This is a genomic window from Elioraea sp. (genome assembly GCF_022842375.1).
Lineage (GTDB): Bacteria > Pseudomonadota > Alphaproteobacteria > Acetobacterales > Acetobacteraceae > Elioraea_A.
Genome location: NZ_JALHPR010000023.1, coordinates 1 through 26,130, shown reverse-complemented (window position 1 = coordinate 26,130; position 26,130 = coordinate 1). Strand labels below are relative to the sequence as shown.

General features: G+C 68.0%; 13 protein-coding genes. 6 read left to right on the top strand and 7 right to left on the bottom strand.

Annotated features, from left to right (window positions below):
- Positions 1–3 precede the first annotated feature (3 nt).
- The 4 genes from Q0C38_RS17160 to Q0C38_RS17145 all read right to left on the bottom strand — a co-directional run bounded on the left by Q0C38_RS17160 (position 4) and on the right by Q0C38_RS17145 (position 4,898).
- Complete coding sequence (locus tag Q0C38_RS17160) at positions 4–1,167, bottom strand: amino acid ABC transporter permease (RefSeq protein ID WP_291298341.1); 1,164 nt, start codon at positions 1,165–1,167, stop codon at positions 4–6.
- Between the two features lie 3 nt (positions 1,168–1,170).
- Positions 1,171–2,379 carry an amino acid ABC transporter permease gene (locus Q0C38_RS17155; RefSeq protein WP_291298340.1) on the bottom strand — a complete coding sequence of 403 codons (1,209 nt, stop codon included), beginning with the start codon at positions 2,377–2,379 and terminating at the stop codon, positions 1,171–1,173.
- A 112-nt stretch (positions 2,380–2,491) separates the two neighbouring features.
- Positions 2,492–3,514: an amino acid ABC transporter substrate-binding protein gene (locus Q0C38_RS17150; RefSeq protein ID WP_291298339.1), complete on the bottom strand. Its 1,023-nt coding sequence runs from the start codon at positions 3,512–3,514 to the stop codon at positions 2,492–2,494.
- 328 nt (positions 3,515–3,842) lie between these two features.
- Positions 3,843–4,898, bottom strand: a complete 1,056-nt coding sequence (locus tag Q0C38_RS17145; RefSeq protein WP_291298338.1) for an amino acid ABC transporter substrate-binding protein — start codon at positions 4,896–4,898, stop codon at positions 3,843–3,845.
- 614 nt (positions 4,899–5,512) lie between these two features.
- On the opposite strand from Q0C38_RS17145, the gene Q0C38_RS17140 reads away from it, so the two are divergent.
- Complete coding sequence (locus Q0C38_RS17140) at positions 5,513–7,417, top strand: hypothetical protein (protein WP_291298337.1); 1,905 nt, start codon at positions 5,513–5,515, stop codon at positions 7,415–7,417.
- 331 nt (positions 7,418–7,748) lie between these two features.
- Here Q0C38_RS17140 and Q0C38_RS17135 read toward each other — a convergent pair whose 3' ends face one another.
- Both Q0C38_RS17135 and Q0C38_RS17130 read right to left on the bottom strand, forming a co-directional pair.
- Positions 7,749–8,345: a nucleoside 2-deoxyribosyltransferase gene (locus Q0C38_RS17135; RefSeq protein ID WP_291298336.1), complete on the bottom strand. Its 597-nt coding sequence runs from the start codon at positions 8,343–8,345 to the stop codon at positions 7,749–7,751.
- The gene (locus tag Q0C38_RS17130) at positions 8,332–8,700 is read right to left on the bottom strand and encodes a hypothetical protein (protein ID WP_291298335.1); all 369 of its coding nucleotides are present in this window, start codon (positions 8,698–8,700) and stop codon (positions 8,332–8,334) included. The genes Q0C38_RS17135 and Q0C38_RS17130 overlap by 14 nt, the downstream gene beginning before the upstream one ends.
- 288 nt (positions 8,701–8,988) lie before the next feature.
- Between Q0C38_RS17130 and Q0C38_RS17125 the strand changes: the two genes are divergently transcribed.
- A complete protein-coding gene (locus Q0C38_RS17125; RefSeq protein ID WP_291298334.1) occupies positions 8,989–21,351 on the top strand; it encodes an Ig-like domain-containing protein in 12,363 nt (4,120 codons plus the stop codon).
- Positions 21,352–21,562: 211 nt separating this feature from the next.
- Here Q0C38_RS17125 and Q0C38_RS17120 read toward each other — a convergent pair whose 3' ends face one another.
- Positions 21,563–22,576 carry an amino acid ABC transporter substrate-binding protein gene (locus tag Q0C38_RS17120; RefSeq protein ID WP_291298333.1) on the bottom strand — a complete coding sequence of 338 codons (1,014 nt, stop codon included), beginning with the start codon at positions 22,574–22,576 and terminating at the stop codon, positions 21,563–21,565.
- A 123-nt stretch (positions 22,577–22,699) separates the two neighbouring features.
- Between Q0C38_RS17120 and Q0C38_RS17115 the strand changes: the two genes are divergently transcribed.
- The 4 genes from Q0C38_RS17115 to Q0C38_RS17100 all read left to right on the top strand — a co-directional run.
- Positions 22,700–24,430 carry a SulP family inorganic anion transporter gene (locus Q0C38_RS17115; protein ID WP_291298332.1) on the top strand — a complete coding sequence of 577 codons (1,731 nt, stop codon included), beginning with the start codon at positions 22,700–22,702 and terminating at the stop codon, positions 24,428–24,430.
- An 88-nt stretch (positions 24,431–24,518) separates the two neighbouring features.
- Complete coding sequence (locus Q0C38_RS17110; RefSeq protein WP_291298331.1) at positions 24,519–24,959, top strand: tripartite tricarboxylate transporter substrate binding protein; 441 nt, start codon at positions 24,519–24,521, stop codon at positions 24,957–24,959.
- The gene (locus Q0C38_RS17105) at positions 24,956–25,501 is read left to right on the top strand and encodes a tripartite tricarboxylate transporter substrate-binding protein (RefSeq protein WP_366937288.1); all 546 of its coding nucleotides are present in this window, start codon (positions 24,956–24,958) and stop codon (positions 25,499–25,501) included. Before Q0C38_RS17110 ends, Q0C38_RS17105 begins: the two co-directional genes overlap by 4 nt.
- A partial coding sequence (locus Q0C38_RS17100; RefSeq protein WP_291298330.1) for an MmgE/PrpD family protein occupies positions 25,501–26,130 on the top strand: 630 nt, incomplete at its 3' end. The genes Q0C38_RS17105 and Q0C38_RS17100, both read left to right, overlap by 1 nt.

The following is a 26,130-nucleotide window of genomic DNA, read 5'->3' as shown; positions in this document are numbered from 1 at the left end:
CGATCAGCGGTTGCGGTGCCGGTTGAACTCGGTCTCGAGACCGGCGCTGTACTTCGACATCGCGAAGCAGAATACGAAGTAGATCGCCGCCACCGCGAGATAGGCCTCGATGCCGAAGCCCTGCCAGGCAGGCTCGATGATCGCGGTCTTGGCGGCGTTCAGCAGATCGAAGATGCCGATGATCAGCACCAGCGACGTGTCCTTGAACATGCCGATGAAGGTGTTCACCAGCGGCGGGATTACCATGCGCAGCGCCTGCGGCAGGATGATCAGCCCGGTCTTGTTCCAGTAGGAGAGGCCGAGCGCTTCGGCCGCCTCGTACTGGCCGCGCGGCAGCGCCTGCAGCCCTCCGCGCACCACTTCGGCAAGGTAGGCCGCGGCGAACAGGATGATCGCGATCTGCGCACGCAGCAGCTTGTCGATGTTCATGCCCTCGGGCAGGAACAGCGGGAACATCACCGAGGCCATGAACAGCAGCGAGATCAGCGGCACGCCACGGATCAGCTCGACGTAGACGACGCAGAGCGCCTTGACCGCAGGCAGGTTGTTCGCCCGCCGCCCGAGTGCGACGAGCACCGCGAGCGGAAACGCGAAGGCGATGCCGAACGTGGACAGGATCAGCGTGATGATCAGCCCGCCCCAGCGCTCCTGCTCGACATAGGACAGGCCGAACACGCCCCCCCACATCAGGATGCCGATCACGGTGAGTGCCGCGATCCACACCAGCAGCAGCTCGCGCCGCCAGAAGCGCCGCATTGCCGACACGACATAGAGGCCGATGAACACGACAATGCAGATGGCAGGCCGCCACTGCTGGTCGAACGGATAGAGACCGAACAGGATGAAGCGGTACTTCTCGCCGATCAGCGCCCAGCAGGCGCCGATGCCCTTCATCTCGCGGCAGGCCGTGGTGTTCACCTGCTGGCCGGTGCCTGGGACCGACCACACCGCGTTGAACACCGCCCAGTCGAGGAAGCCGAGCGTCCAGCGGATGATGAGGTAGCCGAGCAGCAGCGTGACGGCGGTCGACAGCCACGAGTTGAACAGGTTCGCGCGCATCCACCCGATGAACCCGACGCTGAGGACGGGCGGCGTGCGCGTCGTCGGCGGCACGAACCCTTCGGGCGAGGAGCCGATCGCGGCGGCGTCTGCAGGAGGCGGGGTCATGGCCTAGCGCTCCTTCAGCGCGATGCGCGCGTTGTACCAGTTCATGAAGGCGGAGATGGACAGGCTGATGGTGAGATAGACCATCATGATGATGGCGATGCCCTCGATCGCCTGGCCGGTCTGGTTGATCGTCGTGTTCGCGATCGAGACGATGTCCTGGTAGCCGATGGCGACCGCGAGCGAGCTGTTCTTGGTGATGTTCAGGTACTGGCTCGTCATCGGCGGAATGATCACGCGGAGCGCCTGGGGCAGGATGATCAGGCGCAGCTGGTCGCCCCGCGAGAGGCCGAGCGCGCCGGCCGCTTCCCACTGGCCGCTGTGGATCGCCTGGATGCCGGCGCGCACGATCTCGGCGATGAAGGCGGCGGTGTAGAGGACGAGGCCAAGAAGCAGGGCAGCGAATTCGGGGCTGATCGTGCCGCCGCCGCGGAAGTTGAAGCCCCTCAGCGCGGGCACGTCGACCGTCCACGGCGCGCCCATGGCCAGCCAGATGGCGACCGGCAGGCCTGCGACCAGGCCAAGCGCGAAGGGCCACAGCGGCGTACGCACGCCGGTGGCGAACTGCCTGGCGCGCAGCGCGCGGTTGACGAAGATCAGGGCGATGCCGCCGAGCACGGCCGCGAGCAGCGCGGCGCTGTGCGCGCTCTCCCAGATGATCCAGGGGAACTTGATGCCGCGGTTGGAGAGGAAAACCCCGTCGACGGGGTTCATCGCCTGCCGCGGCCCGGGCAGGGCCTGCATCAGCCCGTACCAGAACAGCAGCTGCAGCAGCAGCGGCAGGTCGCGCAGCACCTCGACATAGACGGCCGAGAGCTTCGACACGAGCCAGTTCTTCGACAGCCGCGCAACGCCGATCACGACCCCGAGCAGGGTTGCCAGCACAGCACCTATGACCGCGACCCGGAGCGTGTTCAGCACGCCGACGAGCAGCGCGCGCGCATAGGTGTCGGCCGGCGTGTACGAGATCATGTACTCGCCGATCGGCAGGCCCGCTTCCCGTTCGAGGAAGCCGAAGCCGGTGGCGATCTTGCGCACCTCGAGATTGCGCATCGTGTTGGAGACGAGCCACCAGCCGATGAAGCCGACGATGCCGAGGATCAGCAGCTGCCAGACGATGTTGCGCACCGTCGGATCGCGCCACGAGAGGGTAAACCCCTTCGAGGGCGGGCGGCGGGCGTAGCGCGGATCAGCGGTGGTTGCGTCGTTCGGCATCGGTGCCTCCGGCCGAGAGGGCGGCGGGTGCGCCCGGCGGTTGATGTCGGGGCCGCGGCGAACCGCGGCCCTTCCCGTCACCGCCGGTCGTACTTGCGCACGCCGGTATCAATCAGCGGATCGGCGGGGCGTACATCAGCCCGCCCTTGGTCCAGAGCGCGTTGATGCCGCGCGGCACGCCCATCGGGGTGATGCTGCGCTCCCAGAGCTCCTCGAAATTGCCGACCTGCTTGATCACGTTGTAGGCCCAGCGGTTGTCCACACCCATCATCTGGCCGAGCCCGCCGGTGACGCCGAGAAGGCGCTGGATCTCGGGGTTCTGGCTGGTCAGCATCTGGTCGACATTGGCCGACGTCACGCCGAGCTCCTCGGCCGCGAGCTGTGCGAAGAACGCCCAGCGCACGAGGTCGAAGAACTTCTGGTCGCCCTTGCGCACGACCGGGCCGAGCGGCTCCTTCGAGATGATCTCGGGCAGCATCACGTACTGCTCGGCGTTCGCACCCTGCGTCGAGCGGAACGAGGCGAGCGAGGAGCTGTCGTTCGTGTAGACGTCGCAACGGCCGGAGATGAAGGCGTTGCGGATCTCCTCGATGCTCTCGATCACCACGGCGCGGAACGACATGCGGTTGGTGCGGAAGTAGTCGGCGAGGTTGAGTTCGGTGGTGGTGCCGGGCTGCACGCACACCGTCGCGCCGTCGAGCTGCTTGGCCGAGGTGACGCCGAGCGAGCGCTTCACCATGAAGGCCTGGCCGTCATAGTAGTTGATGCCGGCGAACTGGAAGCCGAGGCTCGCCTCGCGCGCCATCGTCCAGGTCGTGGTGCGGACGAGCAGGTCGACCTCGCCCGACTGAAGCGCCGGGAAGCGGTTCTGGCTGGTCGTGCCGACATAGCGGACCTTCGTGGCATCGCCGAACAGCGCCGCGGCCACCGCGCGGCAGCCATCGACGTCGAGCCCGCGCCAGACGCCCTGGCTGTCGGGGTTGGAGAAGCCGGCAACGCCCGTCGTCACGCCGCAGTTGAGCACGCCGCGCGCCCGCACGGCGTCGAAGGTCGAGGCCTGCTGTGCGATCGCGACCCCGGTCGCACCGATCGTGAACGCCGCGGCGACAACGCCGGCGCGCATGAAATTGATCATTGGTAGCCCTCCGTCCCAGAACCCAGAAGTCCCAGAGCCGCCCTCGGGCACCACATTCGTGACGTGGCGTTCCGTCGCCGGCTCGCGCTGCTGCTGCGCCGCATTCCCGGCCGCACTCCGGCGGCTTGCGCGGGCAATGTGGGCCAGCCCGCGTGCCCGTTCAACAGGATTGATACCATCAATCAGCAACAAAGAGGGCCGCCCCGACGCGCGAGGCGGCCCCTTTGCCCAACGTTGCGCCAGCCTGCCCAACCGAGCGCCGCGGCCGGCAATGCCGCACGCGATGGCGGTCAGCGCATCGGCGCGCCGCCGATCATTGCAGGGCCGATCAGCGCATGGGGGGCGCGTACATCAGCCCGCCCTTGGTCCAGAGCTCGTTCGGGCCGCGCTGGATGCCGAGCGGGGTGACGTTGCGGGTGAAGCTCTCGCCGTAGTTCCCGACCTGCTTGATGATGTTGTAGGCCCAGCGATTGTCGAGCCCGAGCATCTGCCCAAGCCCGCCGGCGGCGCCGACGAAGCGCTGGATGGTCGGGTTGGCGGAGGCCATGTGCTGGTCGATGTTGGCCGAGGTGAGGCCGAGTTCCTCTGCCTCGAGCATGGCGTTGTGGGTCCAGCGCACGATGTCGGCCCAGCGGCTGTCGCCGTGGCGCACGGTCGGGCCGAGCGGCTCCTTTGAGATGACCTCGGGCAGGATCACGAACTGCTCGGCATTGGCGCCCTGGGTCGAGCGGACCGAGGCGAGGCCGGAGATGTCGGTCGTCAGCGCGTCGCAGCGGCCGGAGAAGAACGCCGCGTTCACCTCCTCGATCCGCTCGATCACCACCGGGGTGAAGCGGATGTTGTTGGCGCGGAACCAGTCGGTCAGGTTGAGCTCGGTCGTGGTGCCGGGCTGCACGCACACCGTCGCGCCGTCGAGCTGCTTGGCCGTGGTGAGGTTGAGGCTGCGCTTCACCATGAAGCCCTGGCCGTCATAGAAATTGATGCCCACGAAGTCGAGGCCGAGCGAGGTGTCGCGGCTGAGCGTCCAGGTCGTGTTGCGGCTGAGCAGGTCGACCTCGCCCGACTGGAGCGCGGTGAAGCGCTGCTGGGCGGTGGTGGGGATGTAGCGGACCTTCGTCGCATCGCCGAACATCGCGGCGGCGACCGCGCGGCAGAGGTCGACGTCGAGGCCGCGCCACACGCCCTGGCTGTCGGGCGCGGCGAAGCCGGCGAGGCCGGTGTTGGTGCCGCAGTTGATGGTGCCGCGGGCCTTGATGGCATCGAAGGTGGCGGCGGACTGTGCCGCGGCGGGGCCGGCGAGCCCGAGGGCGAGCGCTGCCGCCGCCGCTGTCGCGGCGAGGCGACGCGCCGGTCCGGCGTTGGTCACCGATTTCTGGATGGTCATCTGTTCTTCACTCCCGTTCGTTTGGCGCCAGGTCGCGCAGCGGTCGTTCAGGGCCTGCCCGCGATCCGGCCAACCGTGGGGCATCTGCCACGGCCGTGGGCAGGGACTTGTCTGGGGACCAAGGTCGTGGTGCCCCCGCGGCCCCTTTCTGGCAAGCCTCGCGGCGTGGCGCAACCGCGGATGCCTGACCGTCGGGCGGGGCCGTGGGACGGGCGGGATGCAACTCGTGCGGCAGTGAGCGGTGTGAGATGGATCACATTAATGGAACGAGATATCGTAAGTTGTGACGACTCTCCGGTCGATTCACGGCCTGTCCTCGCGTAATCCGAGAAATGCCCATTGTATCAGTGCTGTGGGAGCTACTCGTTGCCTGTTGTGCCGTACATCAGAATGCGATCACCATACGCACGCGTCAGATATGCACGTGTAGGTTGTGAAAAAATCAGCCCATCGCCGCTGACGTGTAGCAAAAATGCGCTGACGCTTCAGAATGTCATCGTTTCCCCCCTACCGCGACGCAGCAGAACCGTTTACATTCTCTTCACGTTTTTCGACACCAGCCGTAGGCTGCGGCATGTCTCCGCGCCTGCGCCACCGATCACGGGGGTACGGACATGAACAAGAGCTACATCCTCTTCAGCCAGAGCGCGACTGGCACCGGCCAGCGCAACACCTGGGACGGCGGCGCCGGCGACGGCACCGGGTCGGCCAACAGCGTCCCCGGGATCGTGCAGGGTGTGCCCACGACGGTCGCGTCGAGCAATTTCAACGCCAACGCGAACGTCGAGCAGGTGAACGGCAACACCGCCCGGCACAGCCTCGACTTCCTCAACGGCGGCACCTACGCCGGGTCGGGCCTCTCCAACAACCTCGCCGATGGCCGCGCCTTCTCGGGCCCAGCCGCCGCTCAGAACCCGGTGCTGACCAGCAGCGTGGTCGACGGCGTGCTGTCGTTCTCGCTGGCGAACAACGACTGGAACGGCATCAAGAACCTCGAGATGTCGATCGACACCGAGGATCTTGCCGGCCTGAACGGCATCAACATCCGCAACTTCGTCGACGTGCGCATCAAGCTCGGCGACGAGGCGGTGGAGCCGACCTGCCGCAGCACCGACGGCTACGAGGGCAAGTACGTCGTCAATATCGAGAACGTGAAGCGCGGCGAGCTCATCGCCTCCGAGAGCGACCAGGGCGTCGACGCGACGATCTCGCTCACCACCAACCTCGCGAGCCCGAACGTCTCGATCTGGCAGGCGAGCTTCCTGATGGTCGGCTCCCAGTTCGGCGACAGCCTGCTCGTCGAGCAGGGCGACATGGCGGGCTTCGCCAAGACGCTGCCCGGCCAGGTGTTCGACAACACCGGCAAGCTCCAGCTCGTGGTCGCCAACATGGGCGGCGGCGATGACGTGTACAACGGCAACGGCAGCTTCGCGCAGAGCGCCGTGACCCTCGGCACCGACCATGGCCAGCTCTTCTTCGGCTCTGCAGGCACCGTGAAGCTCGGCTTCGCCGGCACCCAGCAGGGTGCGACCGCGCAGCTGACCGACTGGTTCGACGACGCCGACGCAGCCGGCCTCGACCTGACGATGACGGCCTACTGGAAGACCACCGGCGGCAACATCGCCACCGCCCAGGCCACCAGCAGCCTCGGTGACCAGGCCGGCGTCGCGGCGATCCCGGGCACCGACTTCAACGCCGGGTTCTCGCAGACCTCGGGCATCTGGACGGGCCCCGCCGACCTCGGCACCGTGCAGACCTCGCCGGCCCTGTACCCCGATGTCGGCGGCCTCGGCATCAGCCAGGCGAACCGCACCGAGTTCTTCGGCACCGCCACCGTGACCAACGGCGATGCCGCGAGCGCGAACGGCATGTACGAGATCAACGCCTGGGGCGGTGCCAACGGCAACACCTTCAGCGACGTTCTCGTTGTGAAGTGGGACGGTGGCGACGCGATCGCCGCGAAGATCGACCTGAACTACTTCTACTGCGGCGAGAACGAGGGCGAGGTCGCCCGCATCCAGCTGTGGAACAACGGCGTCCTGGTCGACGACAGCATCTACGGCCCCGACGATCTGCTCGTCCCGACCGGCACGTTCAGCGCGACGAACGGCGGCGAGGGCAGCTTCATCATCAGCGGCAAGGGCAGCTTCGACGAGATCCGCTTCGTCGGCTACAACACCGCCGCCGCGGTGGCCGCCGGCGACCCGTCCGACTACCTCGTCGACGGCATCGAGCTCGTCATGTCCGGCCAGCTCGCCACCGCGCTCGGCGGCGACGTTGCCTATGGCGGGTCGGGTGCCGACAACTTCCTCTACAACGTCGCGAACGACGATGGCGTCGACACGATCTACGACTTCACCCAGGGCCAGGACCAGCTCCTCGTCCAGCTCGGCGGCGACTCGCAGATCGTGCAGGAGATCGGTGGCGATACCATCGTGTCCTTCGCCAGCTACGATGGCGGCATCATCCTGAAGGGTGTCACCGGCCTCGTCATCGGCACCGACATCGTCTTCGCCTGATCCTGTCCTTCCGGCCGGGCGAAAGCCAGGCCGGGCGGGCACGCGGCACGGCGCATTGGGCGGGGTGGGCAACCATCCCGCCCTTTCCGTGTCCGGCGCACGGCCGAACGCCCCATGCACCCGTCGAGCGGACGGCCTTCCGATCGATCGATGCCAATCGATCGGAACGCGCCTTGGAGCCGCGGTATCGGTGCGGGCTACGTGAACGCGCGTGATGGCGAGATGCGGTGCATGGACGCGGCCGGTATCCGTTACGGCCGCGCATTCACCAGGTGCGGCGAGGTGACCATCGACGACCCGGCCGCTTCAGCGGCGGAGGGCGGCGCTGCGATCAGCCCCGTCGCTGCGGCGCGAGGGCTGCCGCGGCGGCGCGCGCGCAGGCGGTGAAGGCATCGAGGTCGCGCCACGGATCGGCAGCCGGGGCGGTGACGCGCACGAAGCTGCCGCCCGCCGCCGCGATGCCGCCCTCGATCATCAGGTTGTCGGACAGGCCGAAATCCTCGATGTCCAGCCCGTCCGGGTCAGACAGTACGCGCGCGGCATACTCGCGCGGGTCGGTCGTGTAGGCGAACAGCTTCAGGCCGAGCCCGCGCGCAAGCCCGACCTCGTAGACCGTGCCCGCATCGGCCGAGGCGCCGCGGAACGGCGACAGGTTCGCGATGACGGCGACACAGCTCCTGATCAACGCCTCGTTGCCAGCGGCGATCGCGAACGCGCGCGCCCGCGCGGTGGTGGCCGGCGGCGGGGGCGTGTCGATCAGCGGCGCGACGGGATCGAGGCCGAGGGGAAGGCAGATGCCCTTCTTGGCCGCGAGCACGTCGAGCGCATCGGGCAGGAACACCTCCGGCCCCGCCAGGTAGATGCGGGGCCGCGGCGGTGCTTCGGGTGTGCGTGCGTGCAGTGTCGCGTCCTGTTCAGTGAAGGGCATCGGGGCGGGCGAGCCCCTTCTGGCGGATCACCAGCGTCACCCCGTCGGCCGCGGGCTCGAGCGCCTTCTCGCCGTGCCTCGGCAGCGGGATGCCGGCGATCCTGCACCAGCCGATGAGAACGGCCGTCACCTCCTCGGCGTCCATCGTGCAGTCGCGATAGAGGCCGCCGGTCCGCCGCCAGCGCGCCACCACCACGGCTTCCTCGGAGTCGTCGGTGCCTTCCGCCATGCGCACATGGTCAAGCTGCGCGTCGGGCATGTCCAGGCGAATGATGTCGGCGATGCAGAGGCGCAGCGCCTCGGCGATCATGTCGGTGCCGAAGTCGATGCGGCGGTACTCGCGGATGCGCGGCATGATGTGTCTCCTGTTCGGCCAGCACCCTGCGTCAATGGATCATTAACCTTCAAGCCATCGACGGTTGCGCGGCGACGTCGGGCGGCACGCGTGGCGCGATTTCGGCCTGAGACGCGCCTGTCGGGGTGTGAGCCACGTCACGCCGAATACATGAGTCTGTTCCAGATATTTAACGAAACGGGACCGGCCTGACCTTGGCGCGGTCGCGTTCTTTCGATATCGTTAACGTATCAGTGCGGCCCTCCGTCAGCGATGGGCGGGGCGCTCGGGCGGGGGAGCTACAGTCGTATGGCCAACATCACCGGCACCTCTGGTGACGACATCATCCGCACGGCTGCCGCGGGTGGCTCCAACAACGGCCTCGGCAACGCGACGGACGTCGGCGATTCGATCAGTGGCGGCGGGGGCAACGACACCATCTCGGCCGGCGACGGCAACGACAGCGTCAGTGGCGGGTCCGGCGCCGACACGATCAACGGCGAGGGCGGCAACGACAATCTCTCGGGCGGCACCGAGAACGACACGATCGACGGTGGCGAGGGCAACGACACGATCGACGGCGAGCAGGGCGATGACACACTGATCGGCGGCAACGGCAACGACCAGAACAACGACTTCCAGGGTGCCAACACCTGGAACGGCGGCACCGGCAACGACACCGTGTTCTACGTCAGCTACGGCCCTGGCGCCTCGACGCTGGCCGGCGGTGCTGACCGCGACTTCTACCGCCTCGACTATACCTGGAGCATCGCCGGCACCCTTCCCGACACGATCACTGATTTCCAGGGTGGCCCCGGCGGCGACAATGTCCGGCTCGATACACTGATCGGCACATTCCAGGGCTTTCCGACCGCTGCGAACCCCTTCACCTCCGGCTACCTGCGCCTCGTCTCCGTCGACCTCGATGCCGATGGGGCGGACGACACGGCGCTGCAGGCCAACCGCGACGGCCAGGGCAGCGACTGGGTCACGGTGCTGAACTTCGCCAACATCGCCCCTGCCGCCTTCACCCTGTTCAACTTCAGCCATTCCGCATGGGTCGGCAGCGACCAGCCGCGCGGCTACGCGCCCGATGGTGTCGGCCTCTCCATCACCGGCACGCCGCTGGCCGAAACCATCAACGGCAGCCTCTCGAACGACCTGCTCGTCGGCCGCAACGGCAACGACACGCTGAACGGCGACTGGGGCGACGACGTGCTGGTCGGCGGCGCCGGCGCGGACACGCTGAACGGCAGCAATGGCCGCGATACGCTCGATGGCGGTGACGGCAACGACATCCTGAACGGTGGCCTGGGCAACGATACGCTCGATGGTGGCGACGGCGCCGACACGCTCGACGGCGACCAGGGCGACGACATCCTCCGCGGCGGCGACGGCAACGACCAGTTCCAGGAGTACCAGGGCAACAACACCCAGGACGGCGGGGCGGGCGAGGATTTCTTCATCTACGTCTCGTTCTCCACGGGCCTTGACCTGATCACCGGTGGTTCCGGCGTCGACACATTCCGCGTCTACCAGGGGGAGATCTTCTCCTACACGGTCGACCAGATCCTCGACTTCCAGGCGGGGTATGGCGGCGACGTGCTGCTGCTGGACCAGCTCTTCGGCCAGATGAACGGGCGCTTGACGGGCCAGAACCCCTTCACCGGTGGCTGGCTGCGCTTCGTGGTGGGTGATGCCGACGGCGACGGGGCGGACGACACGTTCCTCGAGCTCGACCGTGACGCGGGCGCCGGCGGCTTCACCTTCCAGCGCATCGTCGCGCTGATCGATGTCGATCCAGCCGACATCATCGCCGGCAACATCGCGAACGACACCAACGGCGCGCCCGGCTATGCGCCCGACAATGTCGGCGAGACGATCATCGGCACCGCCGGCAGCGAGACACTGAACGGCACGCCGAGCGATGATGTGATCAGCGGCGGCCTCGGCAATGACACCATCAACGGCCGCGATGGCGACGACGTGCTGAACGGCGAGAGCGGCAATGACACGCTCAATGGCGGCGAGGGCAACGACACGCTGAACGGCGGCGACGGCAACGACAACCTGAACGGCAACAACGGCAACGACACGCTGAACGGCGGCGAGGGCAACGACACGCTCGACGGCGACGCGGGCAACGACACGCTGACGGGCGGCGACGGCGACGATATCAACAACGACTACCAGGGCAGCAACACGTTCGACGGCGGCGCCGGCAGCGATCTTGTCCGCTACGCCAGCTACGGCCCTGGGGTGTCCACATATGCCGGTGGGGCGGGGCGCGACAGCTATCTGGTCTACCCTGCCTGGGCGGTAGCGGGCGGCGTGGCGGACATCGTCACTGACTTCGTCGGTGGCCAGACCGGCGACGTGATCGGCATCGAGAGCTGGAACAGCTTCCAGAACACCGGCGGCTATGGCTCCGACCTGTTCGCCTCGGGCCATCTGCGCCTCAGGCAGGATGGGGCGAACACGATCCTCGATGCCAACCGCGACGGTGCCGGGGATGACTGGGTGGCCATGCTCATCCTGCAGAACGTGCAGGCCTCGACGCTCGGCATCTTCAATTTCCGCTATGCCCAGGACAACAACACCTTCTTCGGCCCGCAGGCGACGGGGCTCGTCTACGTCGGCTCTGATACCAACGACACGACGACCGAGACGATCAACGGCACGGCGGAGAACGACACGCTCTCCGGCGGTGCGGGCAACGACACGCTGAATGGCCGTTACGGTAACGATACGCTGAACGGCGATGCCGGCAACGACACGTTGAACGGCCAGGAGGGTGACGACTCGCTGAATGGTGGCGACGGCAACGACACGCTGAACGGCAATGCCGGCAACGACACGCTGGACGGCGGCGCGGGCAACGACAGCCTCGACGGCGATGCCGGCAACGACACGCTGAGCGGCGGTGACGGCAACGACACGTTCTTCGACTACCAGGGCGTGAACGTCTCGAACGGCGGTGCCGGCAACGATGACTTCTACTACGTCAGCTACGCCGCGGGCCGCAGCACCTACACGGGCGGCGCAGGCAGCGACGTGTACCGCCTCGACGGGCGGGCGATCACCACGGCCGGCGTCGAGGCCGACCTGATCACCGATTTCGCTGCCGGAACGCAGCCGATCGCCGACGGGCAGGAATACGTCCTGCTCAACGACCTCGCCGGTGCCCTCCAGGGCTGGACGACCAGCACCAACCCGTTCGCGACCGGCTTCATGCGCCTCGCCGCCGGCGATTTCGACGGCGATGGTGCTGCCGATGACGTGGCGCTGCAGGCTGACCGCAACGGCGCCACGGGCGGCGAGAGCTGGACCACGGCGCTGATCTTCCAGAACACCGCGCTCGGGTCCTTCAACGCCTACGACTTCTTCTACTCGAACCGCTGGGTGGACCCGTTCCCCGGTGCCGGCAACAACAGCGGGCCGACGGCCGTGCCGTTCGACATGGTCGCTGTCGCGAACCAGACCCACACCTTCCAGGCCAATCTCGGCCTGTTGCGCGATGCGCTCGACACCGACGCCGACACGCTGTCGGTCAGCATCCTGACGCCGCCCGTGGTGGGCACGCTGACGATCCAGAACGCCGCAACGGGCGTGGTGAGCTTCAACGCCACAGGCGTCGCCGCCGGCACCTACACCTTCACCTATCGCATCACCGATGGCGTCGCGAACACCGACCTCACGGGAACAATCCGCGTGCTGGCCAACACCAGCACGGGGTTCAGCTTTACCGGTAGCGAGGCCAACGATTCGATCAACGCCAATGCTGGTGACGACACGCTGAGCGGCGGTGGCGGCAACGACACCATCAACGGCGGCGAGGGCAACGACACGCTCGATGGCGGTGCAGGCAACGACAGCCTGAATGGTGGCGGCGGCACCGACACCATCATTGGTGGCGCTGGCAACGACACGGGCAACAACTCGGCCGGCAACGACACCTACGCGATGGGCGACGGCGACGATTTCGTCGAGGACTACACCGGCAGCAACGTCATCGACCTCGGCGCCGGCAATGACCGCGTGCAGTGGGTCAGCTGGGGCACCTCGGTCGACGTCATCACCCTGGGTACGGGCCGCGACGAGGTCGAGCTCTCGAATGATGTCTACATCAACGGCTCCTACGTCGCCGACATCATCATGGACTTCGTCGGTGGGCCCGGCGGCGACTTCATCGATCTCGCATGGGACAGCTTCGTCTCCACGTCATCGCTGACCAACTACACCGACGGGGCGAATCCGTTCGCATCGGGCCACATCCGGCTGCGCGCGATCGACATCGCCCACCCCTCCGATCCTGACGCGACGGTGGACGACACCGTCCTCGAGGTCGACCGCGACGGCCCGACGGGGGCTGGCGGCTTCGTCGCCGCGCTCTACTTCCGCGACATCGCGCCGGCCGCCTTCACGCGCGACAACTTCCTGCCTGGCTGGAGCCCTGACGGCCTCGGCCTGACGCTCACCGGCACGGCGCTGAGCGAATCTCTCTTCGGCGGCGTCGACGGCGACACGATCGCCGGCCTCGACGGTGACGACACCATCCGCGCCGATGACGGCAACGACACGGCCGATGGCGGGTCGGGCAACGATGACGTGCGCGGCGGCAACGGCAACGACACGGTCTCGGGCGGCGACGGCAACGACACGGTCTTTGGCGAGAACGGCAACGACACCGTCAACGGTGACGGCGGCAACGACAACCTGTCGGGCGGCGCGGGCATCGACACACTGAACGGTGGCACGGGCAACGACACGCTCGACGGCGATGCCGGCAACGACACGCTGAACGGCGGCGACGGTGCGGACACGTTCAACGACAGCCAGGGTGCGAACATCGTCAACGGCGGCGGCGGCGATGACGTCGTCACCTATGTCGGCTGGGACAATTTCGCCGACACGATCACGACCGGGTCCGGGCGTGACCTGCTCAACATCTACCACTACCGGCTCGTGGCCCCTGCGTCCTACGCCATCGACGTGGTGACCGATTTTGCCACCGGCGATCAGGGCGACGTGCTTCGCCTCAACAACCTCGGCTCCAACTGGTTCACGAACTGGGATGCCAACGTGAACCCCTTCACGGCCGGCTACCTCCGCCTGCTGCAGGACGGTGCGAACACGCTGTTCCAGGGCGACAGGACGGGTGCTGCGGATGGTGCGCAGTGGGTGACGATGCTCACGTTGCAGAACACCACGGCCACTGCCTTCACCCGCGCCAATTTCCGGGTCGACTACACCTATGACGACCTCGGCTACAGCCCCGACGGGCTTGGCCAGCTCATCACCGGCACCCCGTATGCCGACAACAACTCGCGCCTCGGCGTCCTCTATGGCACGCCGGATGACGACACGATGTCCGGCGGCTCGCAGAACGACGACATCCGCGGCGGCTACGGCAACGACACGATCGCAGGCGGTGACGGCAACGACTTCATCTATGGCGACCAGGGCAACGACACGCTCACCGGGGACGGCGGCGCCGACAACCTCCGCGGCGGCACGGGCAACGACACGATGTCGGGCGGGTCGGACAACGACGACATCCGTGGCGATGCCGGCAACGACACGCTGAACGGCGATGCCGGCGAGGACTATCTCTACGACTACGAGGGCAACAACACGCAGAACGGCGGCGCCGGCGACGATCGCTTCGCCCTGGTCAGCTACAGCACCGGGACGGACCTGTTCACTGGCGGGGCCGGCCGTGATCGCTTCGATCTCGAAACCTACGTCATCAACCAGACGTCGTACGCGACCTGGGTTGCGGACACGATCATCGACTTCGAGGCGGGGAGTGACGGCGACGTCGTCTTCATCGACCTCGGTGGCGCAAGCCTGCAGAACTTCTCGTCCGGCCAGAACCCGTTCGCGACGCAGCACATGCGCCTGATCGCGCGCGACGTCGACGGCGATGGCGCGGCCGACGATACCGTGCTCCAGGGCGACCGCGACGGCCCGACCTCGGCGATCAACGGCTGGGTCGACGTGCTGCGCTTCCTCAACGTGTTGCCGGCAGACTTCGTCAGCACCAATTTCAGCCCCGCCTACGCGCTGACGGCGGGCAACCCGCCCCCGCTGGCGGAGCCCGATGCCTTCCAGGTGGACGAGGACGGCGTGCTGAACGCGTTCGCGCCCGGCGTCGTCGGCAACGACAGCGATGCGAACGGCGATGCGTTCACTGTCGCGGTTGCGTCCGGCCCCTCGCACGGCACGCTCGTGCTGAACACCGATGGCAGCTTCGTCTACACGCCCTTTGCGAACTTCTCCGGCACCGACCAGTTCACCTATCGCGGCAATGACGGCACCAGCCTGGGCAACATCGCCACCGTCACGATCACGGTGAACCCCGAGAGCGATCCGCCGACGGCGTTCAACAACGCCTATGTCGTGCAGCAGGGCCAGGTGCTGACAGTCTCCGGCACCGGCGTGCTCGGCAACGACAGCGATCCCGATGGCGATGCGCTCACCGCCGCGCTCGTCGCCGGCCCGAACAACGGCACGCTCGCCCTCGCCGCCAATGGCAGCTTCGTCTACACGCCGAATGCCGGGTATTTCGGCCCCGACCAGTTCACCTACCGTGCGAATGACGGCGAGTTCGACAGCAACGTCGCGACCGTCACGATCACCGTCCAGGGCACGAACACGGCACCCGTCGGCGTCGCCGACAGCTACAACGCGACGGAGGAGACGCCGCTCGTCATCAGCAATCCCGCTCTCGGCGTGCTGGCGAACGACACCGACGGCCAGGGCGACACGCTGACGGCGGCGCTGAACGGCGTCTCGGGCGGCACGGTGACGCTGAACGCGAACGGCACGTTCACCTTCACGCCAGCCGCCAACTTCCAGGGCACCGGCGGCTTCACCTACCGGCCGAACGATGGCCAGGCGCTCGGCAACGTCACGTCGGTGCAGATCATCGTGGCGAACACGAATGACGCGCCTGTGGCCGACAACGACAGCTACGCGGTGACGGAGGACGGCACCCTCATCGTCAATGCCGCCAACGGCGTGCTGCAGGGCGACAACGACATCGATCCGTCGGAAGTCCTGACCGCGATCCTCGCCGCCGGCCCCGCCAACGGAACGCTCGCGCTCGCGGCCGACGGCAGCTTCACCTATACGCCGAACGCCAACTTCGCAGGCCAGGACAGCTTCACCTACCGCGCCAATGACGGCGAGGCGAACAGCAACCTCGCCACCGTGACGATCACGGTGAACCCGGTCAACGACGCGCCCGTCGCGGTGGTCGACGCCTACGTGATCGACGAGGACGGCCTGCTCGAGGTGAACGCCGCCAACGGGGTGCTGGCCAACGACAGCGACGCCGAGGGCAGCGCGCTGACGGCGCAGCTCGTCAGCGGCCCCGGCAACGGCAGCTTCGCGCTGAATGCCGATGGGAGCTTCGAGTATATCCCCAGCCCCAACTTCAACGGCCAGGTGAGCTTCACCTACCGTGCGTCGGACGGCATCGCGCTCAGCGCCGCGACGACGGTGACGATCAACGTCACGGCCGTGAACGATGCCCCCGTCGCGGTCGGCAACGGCTATGCGCTGGCCGAGGATGCAAGCCTCGTCATCGCGGCCCCCGGCGTGCTCGGCAATGACAGCGACCCGGATGGCAATCCGCTTTCCGCCGTGCTGGTCACGGGCCCTGCGAACGGCGTGCTGGCCCTCAACGCCGACGGCAGCTTCACCTACACGCCGAACGCCAACTTCTTCGGCGGCGACAGCTTCACCTACCGCGCCTCGGATGGTGCGCTGCAGAGTGCCGCGGTCACTGTCAGCCTGTCGGTCAATGCGGTGAACGATGCGCCCGTCGCGGTCGACGACGCGGCGAACGCCACGTTCCAGACGCCGCTCGTGATCCCGGTCGCGGCGCTGCTCGGCAACGACACCGATGTCGACAACCCGGTGCTCTCCATCACCGGCGTCGGCGGCGCGGTGAACGGCACGGTCTCGCTCGCTGCCGGCGTCATCACCTTCACGCCGAATGCCGGGTTCAGCGGCGCGGCGGGCTTCACCTACACGGTGAGCGACGGGTCATTGACCGATACGGGCGCCGTTGCCGTCACCGTCGCCCCGCCCGGCAACACACCGCCGGTCGCCGTGAATGACGCCTTCTCCGGCGACGAGGACACGGTGCTGTCGGGCAACGTGCTCGCCAACGACACAGACGCCGACGGCAACACGCTGACGGCGACGCTGGTCACCGGCCCGGCCAGCGGCACGCTCGTGCTGAATGCCAATGGCAGCTTCACCTACGATGCCGGCGCCAACGCCAGCGGCGCGGCGAGCTTCACCTACCGCGTGAACGACGGCACGGTGAACGGCAATGTCGCTACCGTCTCGCTCACCGTCAACGCGGTGAACGACACGCCAACAGCCACGAACGGCGCGTTCGCGACGAACGAGGACACGGCCTTCGTCGGCAACCTGCTCACCCTGCTCGGCGCCTCCGACATCGATGGCGATGACCTCGACATCGTCTCGGTCGGCACGACGGGTCTTGGCGGCTTCGCGGTGGACAACGAGACGGGCGTCTTCACCTTCACGCCGGACGCGAACGAGAACGGCGCGGGCAGCGTGCAGGTGGCGCTGACCGATGGCGTGGCCACGGTCGTGCGCACGCTCTCGCTCACCGTCAACGCGGTGAATGATGCACCGACGGGCACTGACGGCGCGTTCGCCACGAACGAGGACACGGCGTTCACCGGCAACCTGCTGACGCTGCTCGGTGCCTCCGACGTCGATGGCGACGATCTCGACATCGTCTCGGTCGGCACCACGGGCCTCGGCCTGTTCAGCGTGGACAACGAGACGGGCGCCTTCACCTTCACGCCGGACGCGAACGAGAACGGCGTGGGCAGCGTGAACGTGATGTATGGCGACGGCTCGGTGAGCATCACCCGCACGCTCTCGCTCACCGTCACGCCGGTGAACGACGCACCGGTCGCCGGCGATGACAGCGCTGTCACGGCCTTCGAGACGCCGCTGGTGCTTCCGTTCGCCACCCTGTTCGCGAACGATACCGATGCCGATGGCCCGGCGCCGATCATCACCTCCGTCGGCAATGCCGTCGGCGGGTCGGTGGTGCTGAACGCCGGCAGTGTCCTGTTCACCCCCACCGCGGGATTCAGCGGCGCGGGGAGCTTCGTCTACACGATCAGCGACGGCACCGCGTCCGACAGTGCGACGGTGACGGTGCTCGTCGGCGCGCCGGGCAACAGGGCGCCGGTGGCAGTCGCCGACAGCATCGTTGGCTTCGAGGACAACGACATCGGCGGCAACGTCCTTGCGAACGACACTGACGCCGATGGCAATGCGCTGACCGCCTCGCTCGTTGCCGGCCCCGCGAACGGCACGCTGGTGCTGAATGCGAACGGCACCTTCCTCTACACGCCCGACGCCAACTTCAATGGTGCCGACAGCTTCAGCTACCGTGCGAATGACGGGTCGGCGAACAGCAACCTGGCGGTCGTGCAGTTGACCGTGCAGGCGCTGAACGACGCGCCGGTGGCCGATGACGATTTCTTCGACTTCCACGCCGCCTCGATCACGATCCCGGCCGCAACCCTGCTGTTGAACGACAGCGACGTCGACGGCGACACGCTCGGCATCTCGGCCTTCGGCGGCGCGACCAACGGCACCGTCAGCTTCGATGGCACCAGCTTCACCTACACGCCCAACGCCGGCTTCTTCGGGCTGGACAGCTTCACCTACACGGTGAGCGACGGGAATGGCGGCAGCGATACGGCGACGGTGGCCGTGGCACTCCGCAACGACGTGCCGGTGGCGAACGACGATGCGTTCAACACCCGCGCGCAGACGGCGATCGACATCCCGCTTGCAGCCGTCCTCGGCAACGACACCGATGGCGATGGCGACACGCTCGGCGTCTCCGCCTTCGGCGGCGCGACGAACGGCACGGTGAGCTTCAACGGCACGCGCTTCATCTACACGCCTGACGACGACTTCGTCGGGCAGGACAGCTTCACCTATACGGTCGCCGACGGCTTCGGCGGCACGGACAGCGCAACGGTCACGGTGAACGTGGTCAACGCGGCGCCGGACGCGGTGAACGACGTGATCGTCTACCACGCGGCGTCGGTCCAGGTGACCGCTGCCTCCCTGCTCGCCAACGACACCGACGTCGACGGCGACACGCTCGGCATCTCGGCCTTCGGCGGCGCGACCAACGGCACCGTCAGCTTCGATGGCACCAGCTTCACCTACACGCCCAACGCCGGCTTCTTCGGGCTGGACAGCTTCACCTACACGGTGAGCGACGGCTTCGGCGGCAGCGACACGGCGACGGTGTCGGTGCAGCTTCGCAACAGCGTTCCGGTGGCGGTGGATGACCAGTTCAACGCGTCGTTCCAGACGCCGCTCGTCATCACCACGGCGCAGCTGTTGGGCAACGATGCCGACGCCGATGGCGACACGCTCAGCATCGCCGCCTTCGGTGGCGCGTCCAACGGCACGGTGTCCTTCTCGGGCGGGAGCTTCACCTACACGCCGAATGCCGGGTTCGTCGGCCTCGATACCTTCACCTACGCGGTGAATGACGGGTTCGGCGGCACCGACGTGGCGACGGTGAGCGTGACGGTGAACGGGTCCGGCAACGCGGCACCGGTCGCGGTGGATGACGTGCTCGCCACGCGCCCGGGCCAACCCGTCCTCATCGACGTGCAGGCGCTGGTTAGCAACGACACCGACGCTGACGGCGATACCCTCTCGTTCGACTTCATCGTCTCCGGCGTCACCAGCGGCACGCTGGTGGGCGATGCCTTCGGCAATTTCACCTACACGCCGAACGCGGGCTTCGCCGGGCAGGACAGCTTCGCCTACCAGGTGAGGGATGGCGCCGGCGGCACCGATATCGGCACGGTCACCATCACCATCGTCAACGCCACCCCGGTGGCGGCGGATGACGCGGTCACGACCCGGCCGGGCCAGACGATCGCGATTGCCGCGACCGACCTCCTCGCGAACGACAGTGACGGGGATGGCGACGCGCTGACGATCGACCTGCTGGTCGATACCACCGCCAACGGGCTGCTGCTGATCACCAACGATGGCTTCACCTACACGCCGAATTTCGGCTTCGTCGGGCAGGACGAGTTCACGTATCGCGTCACCGACGGCTTCGGCGCCATCGATACCGCGACCGTGACGATCAACGTCGTCAACGCAGCGCCCGTGGCGGTGGACGACACGGTCACGTATCATGCGCGCTCGTTCACCTTCCTTGCCGCCAGCCTGCTGGCGAACGACACGGACGCCGACGGCGATACGCTCGACTTCGAGACGATCGTCGGCCCGCTCAACGGCACGCTGGTGTCCGACATCACCAGCACCACGCTGACCTACACGCCGCCCGACAATTTCTTCGGGTCGGAGACCTTCACCTACACGGTGAAGGACGGGTTCGGCGGCTTCGCCAGCGCGACGGTGACGATGACGCTGGTGAACGAGGCCCCCGTTGCGGTGGATGACGTCTTCAGCACCGCCTTCGACAGCGCGCTCCAGATCCGGACCGCGCAGGTGCTCGGCAACGACACCGATGCGGATGGCGATGCGCTGGTCGTCAGCGGCGCTGGGGCTGCGGCAAACGGCAGCGTCACATTCGTTGCCAACCTCGGCTTCCTCTACCGGCCGAATCCCGGCTTCGTCGGCCTCGATACGTTCACCTACACGGTCGATGACGGGCTCGGCGGCACCGACACCGCCACCGTCTCTGTCATCGTCGGCGCAGCCCCCGTGCCGACCACGGCGTTCCAGATCAGCCAGGGTGGCACGGGCAACCCGCCAGGCAGCATCCCCTCGGGACCGCCGCTCTCGCCCGCGCAGCTCGCGCTGATCGAGACGGCGCCGACGCTGCTCGAAGGCCAGCCCTTCACCCGCCTCGAGAACGAGGACACCTGGAACGGCTTCAAGAACGCGGCGTTCGGGCCGGGCGAGTACACGCCGCTGTTCGGTGAGAACATCCTGTTCGCCAACTTCGTCGACAACCGGATCGATCTCTCGGATGCCGTGGGCGTCGACCTCGACGTCGTGATCGTCGGCGGCAAGCGCGGCCTGCTGAAAACGGCCGACGGCGACGATGCCGCCACCTGGTACTTCCACTCGAACGAGGGCACCTGGTCGAACCTGGCGACCATCGACACCGGCCTCGGCAACGACACGATCTTCGTCAGCAGCATCAACCTCACCACGCTCGACAACGCGCTGCTCGCCGACAACCCCGTGCCGAACAACGGCAGCTTCTGGAACGCCAACTACGATGGGCGCTTCTCGGTCGCGCGCGTCGAGGCGGGCGCGGGCGATGACACGATCACGGCGGCCGGCCGCACGCGCCTCGAGGCGTTCGGCGGGGCGGGCGATGACGTGATCACCGGCGCGCTGGGCAATGACCTGATCGTCGGCGGCAATGACAACGACACGCTGCGCGGCGGTGCCGGGGCCGATCGGTTCCGCTTCGACAACAATGACGGCGCCGACGAGATCCTCGATTTCTCGGTGGCGCAGGGTGACAGGGTGCAGCTCTCCTCCGGCGGCAGCTATACGCTGGCCGGCACGAGCTTCACCTACGGCACCACCACCGTGACCGCCGACAACGGCCACGTCTGGACAGCGGCGGACTTCCTCTTCGTCTGAGAGCCTGCTTGTGAATTCTACTGCCGTGGCCGACTTGCTTTGGTTTTCTGCGCTTCCGGTGCTCACGGACGTAAAGTCCGCTGCGCGCCGGTTCTCGAAAACCGCGCCATCCGACTCACGGCAGCGAATTCTCAAGCAGGCTCAGTGACGGCACGCGAAACGACGACGGGCGGGGCAGCGATGCCCCGCCCGCTTCGTTTGGGCGCGGCGCCTACCGTGCGGGGATGGCGTACATCAGCCCGCCGCGCGTCCAGAGGTCGTTCAGGCCGCGCTCGAGCCCGATCGGCCCGCCCTTGCCCAGCGTGCGCTCGAACACCTCGCCGTAGTTGCCGACCTGCTTGACGATCGCATAGGCCCAGCTCTCCTCGACGCCGAGCGCCTTGCCGAAGCCCGGTGTCACGCCGAGGAAACGCTGAATTGCCGGATCGGTGCTCTTCAGCATCTCGTCAACGTTGGCCTGGGTGATGCCGAGCTCCTCTGCCTCGATCATCGCCATCAGCGTGAAGCGGGCAATGTCCATCCACTGGTCATCGCCGTGCCGCACATAGGGGCCGAGCGGCTCCTTCGAGATGCGCTCGGGCAGGATCACGTGGTCATTCGGGTTGGTGATGGCGGAGACGCGGAGTGCTGCAAGCTGGCTCGCATCGGTCGTCAACGCATCGCAGCGGCCGGAGTTGTAGGCGGGCACCATCTCCTCGAACCGCCCCATCACCACGGGGTTCACGCGGATGCGCTCGCGGCGCGCGAAATCGGCGAGGTTGAGCTCGCTGGTCGAGCCGGAGGTGACGCAGACCGAGGCGCCATCGAGCTGTTTCGCGGCCGTGACGTTCAGGCGCTTCGGCACCATGAAGCCCTGGCCGTCGTAGAAGTTCACGCCGACCATGTTGAACCCGAGTGCGGTGTCGCGCGTCAGCGTGAGCGTGACGTTGCGCGCGAGGATGTCGACCTCGCCCGATTGCAGGGCGGTGAAGCGCGTCTGGTGGCTGGTGCCGACGAAGCGCACCTTCGTCGCATCGCCGAACATCGCCGCGGCGAGTGCGCGGCAGTAATCGGCATCGAGGCCGCGATAGTTGCCCTGGGTGTCGGGGGCGGAGAAGCCCGCGACGCCGCTATTGACGCCGCACACCACGGTGCCGCGCGCCTTGATGGCATCGAAGGTCGGGCCGGCCATTGCCTGGGCAGTGAGCAACGGAACCACGAGCGTGGCCGCCAGAACGTATCGCATGACACTTCCCCTCCGGGTGACCCTGGGGGGATGAAGCTAGCCGCCTTCCCCCAGGCGCGCCAGGAAGCCCCGCCTGGCTACCCAGGCTGGCGAAACGTGCGCGTGGAGAGTATCCACGCACTCATGAATGCTGCTTCGCGGCCACCTGCGCCCAGGCTCGCGCAATTCGCGCCCGGGCTCGCGGCGCTGCTCCGCTACCGCGTGAGCGACCTGCCGCACGACATCACGGCTGGGCTCTCCGTAGCGGCGGTGGCGCTGCCGGTCGGCGTCGCCTATGCGCAGCTTGCGGGGTTCGAGCCGGTCTTCGGCCTTTATGCCAGCATCCTGCCGCTCGTCGCCTACGCGCTGTTCGGCACCTCTCGGCAGCTGATCGTCGGACCCGACGCCGCGACCTGCGCGCTGGTAGCCGCGGCCGTCACGCCCCTGACCGGTGGCGATCCCGCGCTCCACCTGCCGATTGCCGTCGCACTTACGGGTATGGCTGGGCTGATCTGTATCGGGGCGAGCTTCCTCCGCCTGGGCGCGATCGCTGATTTTCTCTCCAAGCCCATCCTGGTCGGGTTCCTCAACGGCATCTCGCTGCACATCCTGTTCGGGCAGCTGGGCAAGCTGTTCGGCTTCCCGGTCGAGTCGACGCTGATCGTCCAGAAGCTGCTGGAGGTCGCCGGCACGCTGGACCAGACGCACTGGCCGACGCTCGCGGTCGGGCTCGGCACCTTCGCGTTGCTCGCTGCCTCGGCACGGTTCCTGCCGCGCCTGCCCGCAGCCCTCGTCGCGCTCGTCGTCGCCGGCGCCGTGTCGGCTGCGCTCGGGCTCGAGGCGCGGGGCGTCGCGGTGGTAGGCGCGGTGCCGTCCGGCCTTCCGGCGCTCGCCCTTCCCATCGTCCCGCTCGACCGTCTCAGCGATCTCATCGGCGCGTCGGCGGGCGTCGCGCTGGTCAGCTTCACGAGCATGATGCTCACCGCGCGCAGCTTCGCGGCGCGGAACCGCTACGAGATCGACGTCGATCGCGAGGTCGCCGCTCTCGGCGCGGCCAATCTCGCCGCCGCGCTTGCACAGACCTTTGCCGTGAGCGGGGCGGATTCGCGCACCGCCGTCGCCGACGCGGCCGGTGGGCGTACGCAGCTGACAGGCCTCGTCGCTGCCGCCACGATCGCCGCGGTGCTGCTGTTCCTCACCGGGCCGCTGCGCTACGTGCCTGTTGCGGCGCTGGCCGCCGTGCTTGTGCGCGCTTCGCTCTCGCTGCTCGACGTCGAGACGTTGCGACGGCTCTGGCGCTTCTCGGGCTTCGATTTCACGCTCTGCCTCATCGCCACCCTCGGCGTCATCTGGGTCGGTGCCATCCATGCCATCGTCGTGGCCGTGGTGCTGGCCCTGCTGAAATTCGTGCGGACGACGGCGCGGCCGCGCGTCGAGCTCCTCGGTGAAGTCGACGGGCTGCCCGGTTTTCATGCCCTCGAGCGCCATCCCGGGGCGCGCACCGAGCGGGGCCTCGTGATCTTCCGTTTCAACGCCCCGCTGGTGTTCTTCAACGCCCCATTCTTCAAGCAGCGCGCGCTTGCCGCGATCCAGGAGGCGGGCCCCGCGCTCCGATGGTTCGTGCTCGATGTCCTGCCGCTGACGGAGTGCGACGTTACCGGCTACGACACGCTCGAGGAGATCGCCTACCTGCTTCGCGAGCGCGGGGCAGCCTTCGTCGTCGCCGGCCGGATGACGGAGGTGCGCCTCTGGGCCGAGGCCAAGGGGCTCGATACCGGCGTGGTTGCCGCGCAGCATTTCCCGACGCTTCGCAAGGCGGTGCGCGCCTATCGCGCGCTGCCCGCAACGGAGGATTCGCTGCCCCGCCGCGGCTGACGGCTCGCCCGCGGGGAACTTGCCGACCGGCCGGAGCCTGTCAGACTGAGCCGTTCCGGGTGACGCGAGCGAACACGGCGAGGGATGGATGGCAGGTATGACAATCAGGCGCCGCGCGATGCTCGCGGGCGTGGCCGCGATCGGCGCCGCACCGGCGCGCGCGCAGGCCCCCTGGGCGCCGACGCGGCCGTTGCGTCTCGTCGTTCCCTTCGCGCCGGGTGGGCTGACCGACATCCTCGCCCGCGCTCTTGCCGAACAGCTTCAGCCGCGGCTCGGGCAATCGGTGATCGTGGAGAACCGCGCGGGGGCGGGCGGGAACCTCGCGGCCGAGGCCGTAGCGCGGGCGGAGCCTGACGGGCACACGCTGCTGGTCGCCACGCAGGGCATCATCGCGATCAACACCGCGTTGTTCCGGCGCCTGCCGTATGACCCGGATGCCGACTTCACCCCGCTCGCCTTCATGGCGCGGCAGCCGAACCTGCTCGTCGCCAACCCAGGCTTGCGGGGGCGGGCTCGGTCGCTGCGCTGATCGCGGCTGCCAAGGCTGCACCCGCCCCGCTTGCGTATGGCTCCAACGGGGTCGGCAGCTTCACCCATCTCTCGATGGAACTGTTCCGCATGAAGGCGGGCATCACGCTCACCCACGTTCCCTATCGCGGCTCCGCGCCCATGCTGGCGGACCTGATCGGCGGGCAGATCACGCTGGCGATGGATGCCGTCGGCACCTCGATGCCGCATGTGACGGCCGGCACGCTGAAGGCGGTTGCGGTCACCTCCGCCGCCCGCGCCCCCTCGCTGCCCGCCGTCCCCGCGATCGCCGAGACGCTCCAGGGCTATGACGCGAGCCCGTGGTACGGCGTGTTCGGCCCCGCGCGTGCGCCCGCGCCCGTGCTGGAGCGGCTGGAGGCGGAGCTGCGCGGCGTGCTCGATGGCCCAGCCTGGAAGGCGCTGCTTGCCCAGCGCCAGGCCGACCCGGTGCCGGAGGATCGCGCGGCGCTGATCCGCATGCTCGCGGTCGAGGTGCCGGCCTGGCGCGAGGCCGTCCGCGCGTCCGGCGCGACGGCAGAGTAGTGCCCGACGCCGCGGTCGCCTGGGCCTTCGACGGGCCGGCGGAAGGCAGCGCGGCCGACCATGCCGCGCGGCTGCTGCTGCTCGACAGCCTTGGCTGCGCTCTCGCCGGCCTCGCCCACCCTCGCCCGCGTGCGTTCGGCACGGCACTTGCCGCCAGCATGCCGGGCGCAGTCCGGCTTCCGGGGATCACGGCCGCCCTCTCCCGCGCAGGGGCCGCCGCCGTGCTCGCCGCCGCGATGTGCTGGGACGAGGCGAATGACGGGCTCGCCATCGCCCATGGCAGGCCAGGGCTTGCCGTTGCTCCGCTGGTGCTCGCCGCCCTTGCCGAGGGCGTGGCGCTGGGCGAGGCGCGGGCGGCCTACGCACTCGGCTACGAGGTGGCGGGGCGTGCCGGGCTCGGCTGGCGCATCAGGCCCGGGATGCATGTCGATGGCTCCTGGCACGCACTTGGCGCTGCCGCTGCGGCGGCGCGGCTGGCGGGCGGTGACGCGGCCGTGGCGGCCCGCGCGGGGCGGCTCGCGGCGTGCCAGATCCCGGCAAGCCTCTACGCCCCGATCGCGGCCGGGATGGACGGGCGCAACACCTATCCCGGCCATGCCGTGCTGCTCGGCGCGCTCGCGGCCGCAGGG

What these genes read in the sequence shown, in the direction of transcription:
- Q0C38_RS17115 (WP_291298332.1), top strand. Translation starts at nt 22,700, where the DNA reads ATGAATGCTGCTTCGCGGCCACCTGCGCCCAGGCTCGCGCAATTCGCG.
- Q0C38_RS17160 (WP_291298341.1), bottom strand. Translation starts at nt 1,167, where the DNA reads ATGACCCCGCCTCCTGCAGACGCCGCCGCGATCGGCTCCTCGCCCGAA.
- Q0C38_RS17125 (WP_291298334.1), top strand. Translation starts at nt 8,989, where the DNA reads ATGGCCAACATCACCGGCACCTCTGGTGACGACATCATCCGCACGGCT.
- Q0C38_RS17140 (WP_291298337.1), top strand. Translation starts at nt 5,513, where the DNA reads ATGAACAAGAGCTACATCCTCTTCAGCCAGAGCGCGACTGGCACCGGC.
- Q0C38_RS17145 (WP_291298338.1), bottom strand. Translation starts at nt 4,898, where the DNA reads ATGACCATCCAGAAATCGGTGACCAACGCCGGACCGGCGCGTCGCCTC.
- Q0C38_RS17130 (WP_291298335.1), bottom strand. Translation starts at nt 8,700, where the DNA reads ATGCCGCGCATCCGCGAGTACCGCCGCATCGACTTCGGCACCGACATG.
- Q0C38_RS17135 (WP_291298336.1), bottom strand. Translation starts at nt 8,345, where the DNA reads ATGCCCTTCACTGAACAGGACGCGACACTGCACGCACGCACACCCGAA.
- Q0C38_RS17155 (WP_291298340.1), bottom strand. Translation starts at nt 2,379, where the DNA reads ATGCCGAACGACGCAACCACCGCTGATCCGCGCTACGCCCGCCGCCCG.
- Q0C38_RS17120 (WP_291298333.1), bottom strand. Translation starts at nt 22,576, where the DNA reads ATGCGATACGTTCTGGCGGCCACGCTCGTGGTTCCGTTGCTCACTGCC.
- Q0C38_RS17150 (WP_291298339.1), bottom strand. Translation starts at nt 3,514, where the DNA reads ATGATCAATTTCATGCGCGCCGGCGTTGTCGCCGCGGCGTTCACGATC.
- Q0C38_RS17110 (WP_291298331.1), top strand. Translation starts at nt 24,519, where the DNA reads ATGGCAGGTATGACAATCAGGCGCCGCGCGATGCTCGCGGGCGTGGCC.